Origin of the sequence: Mycobacterium sp. (genome assembly GCF_049673265.1) — a bacterium.
GTDB lineage: Bacteria > Actinomycetota > Actinomycetes > Mycobacteriales > Mycobacteriaceae > Mycobacterium.
In genome coordinates, this window is record NZ_JBATXN010000564.1 from 1 (window position 1) to 4960 (window position 4960).

Annotated in this window: 4 protein-coding genes; 2 read left to right on the forward strand and 2 right to left on the reverse strand. The window is 63.8% G+C overall.

The genetic code is table 11. From position 1 onward, the window contains the following. Positions 1–441 precede the first annotated feature (441 nt). Positions 442–1536, forward strand: coding sequence for a DUF2235 domain-containing protein (locus WBF82_RS19260; RefSeq protein WP_424384543.1), 1095 nt, complete (start codon positions 442–444; stop codon positions 1534–1536). A gap of 13 nt (positions 1537–1549) precedes the next feature. After that, the gene (locus WBF82_RS19265; RefSeq protein ID WP_424384544.1) at positions 1550–2104 is read left to right on the forward strand and encodes a phospholipase D-like domain-containing protein; all 555 of its coding nucleotides are present in this window, start codon (positions 1550–1552) and stop codon (positions 2102–2104) included. 58 nt (positions 2105–2162) lie between these two features. Here the strand turns inward: WBF82_RS19265 and WBF82_RS19270 are convergent, their stop codons facing one another. Both WBF82_RS19270 and WBF82_RS19275 read right to left on the reverse strand, forming a co-directional pair. Further along, on the reverse strand, positions 2163–3722 hold the full coding sequence (locus tag WBF82_RS19270) for an MCE family protein (protein WP_424384545.1): 1560 nt from the start codon (positions 3720–3722) through the stop codon (positions 2163–2165). Next, positions 3716–4870, reverse strand: a complete 1155-nt coding sequence (locus WBF82_RS19275) for a virulence factor Mce family protein (protein WP_424384546.1) — start codon at positions 4868–4870, stop codon at positions 3716–3718. The genes WBF82_RS19270 and WBF82_RS19275 overlap by 7 nt, the downstream gene beginning before the upstream one ends. Positions 4871–4960: the final 90 nt, after the last annotated feature.

Sequence of the window (4960 nt, forward strand, 5' to 3'; positions counted from 1 at the left end):
TCGCCGTCGGATGACGACCATGCTGCGTCGACGGTCCGATCCAGGCCTGTTGTTCATCTGCGTGGTCAAGTGCGCGATGCACTACCACCACTACACCATGGCCCGCCAGATGAGCGAACAACAGACGCTGGTCAACACGTTCTAGCGTTCTGGCGTTCTAGCGTTCTGCGGGGCGCGCTTCAGGGATATCACCAGACACTTGAGTCACTGGCTGAAGGGCTAGTTGCTTCTGCGATTTTGAATACGCATGTGATATCAGAGCCAGGGTGATATCGCATGTGCGTTCATTTCCAAAACCATGTGTGCCCCGACTTCTTGGTGCGTAGGTGGCCGGTGTGACCGCAACTAGCGCTTCAACATTCGCTCGAGGACCGGCAACACCGTGGCCTGGAATGGCGGAAGTGTCATGCGGCAACGGTAGCGCCGCGTAAAGTCCCGCACGTGAGCAAGCGGATCGTCCTGTGTTTTGACGGCACCGCCAACCAAGTCGGCGCGGGAAATCTCACCAACGTCGCCAAGCTATTCGAGATGCTGGAGAAGAACGATCCGGCCAGCCAGCTGACCTACTACGAGCCCGGTGTGGGCACACTGGCACCGGCTTCCGCGCACTCGGCGATCCATCGCACCCTGACGCTGCTAATCGAGCAGGCGTTCGGGGTGGGCCTGAAAGACAATGTCGCACAGGCATACCGGTATCTCATGCAGCATTGGCGCCCCGGCGACGCGGTCTACATCTTCGGGTTCAGCCGCGGCGCCTACACGGCGCGCGCGCTGGCGGGCATGCTGCTGCGGCCGGGACTGATGCGGCCCGGCTCGGAGAACCTGCTGCCGTATGCCGTCGAAAAATACGCCATCAACCGAGATTTCACGCAAAACGAGTTCGACCATTGGGCCGAGTTTGCCCGCGCGTTCTGCTGGCGCACCGAGAACGAGCCACTGTTTTCCACCGTGCGGCAAAACAGCCCGAATCAGGTGTGGCACTACGCGGTACCGGTGGCCTATCTCGGGTTGTGGGACACCGTCAAGGCGGCCGGCTTCCTGCGATTCGGCTCCCTGCGCTGGCCCTACACCCGGTCGCTGCCCAACGTCGCGCGCATCCGCCACGCCGTCTCGATCGACGAACGCCGTCGCCCCTATCGCGAATACCTCGTCGAACGCCACCCCGTCGGGCTCGAGGAGCGGTGGTTCGCCGGCGTGCACGCCGATGTGGGCGGCACGTTCATGCCCGATCACCGGCTCGCCACGATCGCGCTGAAGTGGGTCGTGGACGGCGTGGTCGGCGACCTGGCGATCGACGTGGACGCCTATCGCGAGCAGTGCGCGGTGACTGAGGACTTCGCCGATGCACCGATCCATGACAACGGCAAGTTGTGGTACCTCGTGGGGCGACGGGTCCGTCCGCTCGGCGCCGATGCGCTGGTGCATCCGAGCGTGCTGGTGCGCCGTCGCGACAACCCGGGTTACCTGCCGAACCTGACCGCCGAGCAGCAACAGCTCAGCGCTGACCCGACAGACTGGACCAATCTAGCGTTGTAAAGGAGCACCTGCCATGGCACTTGGTTCGCTGACCGAACTGGACCAGTACAAAGCCGCGCCGTTTCCGCCGGGCTACCCCGACACCACCCGCACGTTCTACAGCCCGGTCGACCAAGTGCACGAAGCGCTCAAGGCCCTGTTGACGTCGGCCAACAAGAGCATCGTGGTCGCGATGTACGGCTACGACGACCCAGAACTAAACTCGGTGCTTCAGTCCGCGCTGAACAACGAAAACATGTATGTGCAAATGAGTCTCGACTCCACTCAAGCCTCAGGAAAGGCCGAGCACGCCCTCCTGGCCCCGTGGCTCAACCAAAAAATCGGGAACAGCATCGCGATCGGCCACAGCGAGAAGTCGGCGATCATGCACTTGAAGATGGTGCTGATCGACGGAGTCGACGTCATCACCGGCTCAACGAACTGGTCCACCGGCGGAGAATCCAAGCAGGACAACCAACTCACCGTCATCCGCGACCCGTTGGTGTGCACGGAAGCCCGCTCCCGACTCGACATCATCCACGACGGCATGCTCAAGCAGATGGCCCAACAAGCGGCCAAGGCTCACTGACGGCTTCGACCCTGAGGTTACGCGGCCGGAAGCGGCAGTGTGCGGCAGGTCGCGCAGCTCAGCCGGCCGGCGCCAGCATGTCCTTCCACCCGTCGTCTCCTGTTTTGCTCGAATTGTCGACCGCGTACTTCACACCGTCGGGCCCTTCGAGCTCACCGCTCTGCGGGCTGTAGACGGCCGCGGGCGGCCCGCCGGGAACGTAGACGCAGGGATTGGGTTGTTGCCCATTGCATTGCACGGTGCCCGAGCCCGGCCGCTGCAACGGGTCGCTCTTCGGCGGCGGCGTCTGCCCGGCTGGCGGCAGCTTGTCGGCGGGCGCTGGGTTGAGGCCGGTGTTGACCGACGGCGCCGGTATCACGTGGCCGGGATCGACCGGCTGGTCGCATCGCGCGCCCGGTGCCGGGCAATTCCGGATCTGGTTGGGGTCGCCGTACCACGGGTTGGTGCCCAACGGAACGTACGGTTTGGGGTCGCGGCACTCCCGCGGCGTCGCGGCCCGCTTACCGGGGACATCGACACACGGAATGTTGCGAGCTCCGCGCACGACGTTAGCCGGATTGTCTTGCGGGACCTTGCAATACAGTCCGGACGGCAGCGGCGCCAGGCTGGTGTCCGCCGGAGATCGCCACTGAGGTGCCGGCAAGAAGCCGGTCATACACGGCGGTGGCTGGTTGATCGTCAGCGCGGTATCAAGCGATGCGTAACCGGGAAATGACACCGTCTCCGTCTGTCCTGCCGCAACGTTCTGCGGCAGGAATACCAGTATCTGCTCGACGCCCTTGTGGTAGCGCTTGAGCATCTCGAGCACGATCTCGAGATTGGCCAACGTCCGCGGAAGCGACTCACGGATCCCGCTGAACAGCGAGTTGACCTGATCGGCGGTCGGTGCCCCTTGAGTGAGGATGCTCTGCACATGCTGATCGTTTTGCGCAGACTGCGCGGCAAGCGTATTCAGGTGGTGCGACCAGCGTTTGATCGCTTCGCTCGAGTCGACCTGGCTGTCCAAGATCGGTGCGGAATTTTCAACAATGTCGTCGACCTCGGAGAGGTTGGTCTTGAAGTCACCGGCAATCGCCTGAGTCGCGTCGACCAGCCGCTGCAAGGCGGGCCCCAGCCCACCGACGGCTTGGGCTGTCTCGTCGAGCAACTTGCTGATCTTCTCCTTGGGCAGCACCGCCAGGCCACGGTTGGCGGCGTCCAGCGCCGGCCCGATGTCGGCGGGCACGCTGGCCTTGGTGATGGTCTGTCCCGGCGAGAAATATTTGCCCGGGTTGTCTCGCGACACCAGGTCCAGATACTGCTCGCCGACTGCCGACACCGAATGCACATTCGCCGAAGCATCGACGGGGATCTGGTACTGGTCCCCGATGCTCATCGTCGCCTGCACACCGGTCTCGGTGGGCTCGACGGCGGTGACCTTGCCGATGGTCTGACCGCGATAGGTCACGTTGGCCGTCTTGTACAAACCGCCCGAGGTGGGCAGGTCCGCTTTCAGCGTGTACTGTCCGATCCCCATCGCGGTGGGAACCCGTAAGTAATACCAGCCCAAGGCAATTGCCGTGACGAGAGTTATGACGCCGAACGTGATCAGCTGGCGCCAGACCAAGCGAGTTAACATTGCCGGTCCGCCCTTTCGACCAGCGGACCGCCGGGGGCGTCGTTCGGGTTTGGTGTGTACCGGACGTCCGGAATCATCGTTTGGGGATCGCGGCCGTACGACTGCTCGAGCGCACGCAGCGCTCCGGAGAATCCGGTCCCGGTGAGCACCGCGTTGTCGACGGAGCTCATGGTCAGGTCAACCGTCAGCGACAGGTTGAAATAGTCACCGCGGAAGGACTTCGGCACCGCGTCGATATCGAACGGCTGGACGAGGATCAGCTTGAGTGCCTGGATCAAATACGGTGAGGCACGGCCGAGTTCCCGCAACGGGCACTGCAGCGACAACATGTCCTGATGGAGGTTGCTCCGTGAGGGGGCCAGGTATTTGTTGGCAACCTGGCCGAGCCGTCCCGTCGCGTCGACAGCGTTGATGAACAGGTTCTGTTTGTCGGCGAAATGCTTGATCAGCGGATTGAATTCGGTGAACACCCGATCGAGAACGTCCGCGCGGGAAGCCGCGTACGCCAACAGCCCATTGGTGGAATCGATGGCTCGGTTGATGTCATCGGCTTGCTCGTCGAGCCGGGCGGTGAAGGTGTCCAGCTTGCCGAGGAACGCCCGGATCTGGTCGGCTCGCCCGTTGACGATGTTGTAGACCTCGTTCTGCAACGTTTCGACATTCGGGATACCGCCTCCGCGCAGGATCAGGGCGAGGCTGGCCAACGTCTGCTCGGTCGTGGGGTAGCCCGACGCGTTCTTCAGTGGGATGGTGTCGCCGTTTTTCAGCGGCTCCGGCGACGGGTCGAGCGGCGCGGCCAGCTCGATATGCTGCGAACCCAGCAGGCTGGTCTGCCCGATCTTCGCGGTGGCGTTCTTGGGCAGCTTGACGCTCTTGTTCAGGCTCAGCGTCAGCGTGGGGACCCAGTTCTTCAGGCTGACCGCGCGGACCGTGCCGACGAAGACATCGGCCACCCGCACCCGGCTGTTATCGTTGAGCGCCAACGTGTCTGGCATCTGGACGTAGATGGTGTAGGAGCCGGCTCCGGTGCCCGGGCCGCCGGGCATGGGCACATTTGCGATTCCGTGCCAGCTCGCGCATGACGTCAGCGTGATAGCGGCCGCCAGGAGGGCCAGGCCCGGTCTGCACCGGCGGACGACCCGCTTCATGAGCCGCCTCCTGTCGACACGGCCGCCTCGGCGGGCAGCGGGGGTGCGGGCGGCGCGGGTGTCGGCGCCACCGGCCCCGGGACCACCTCG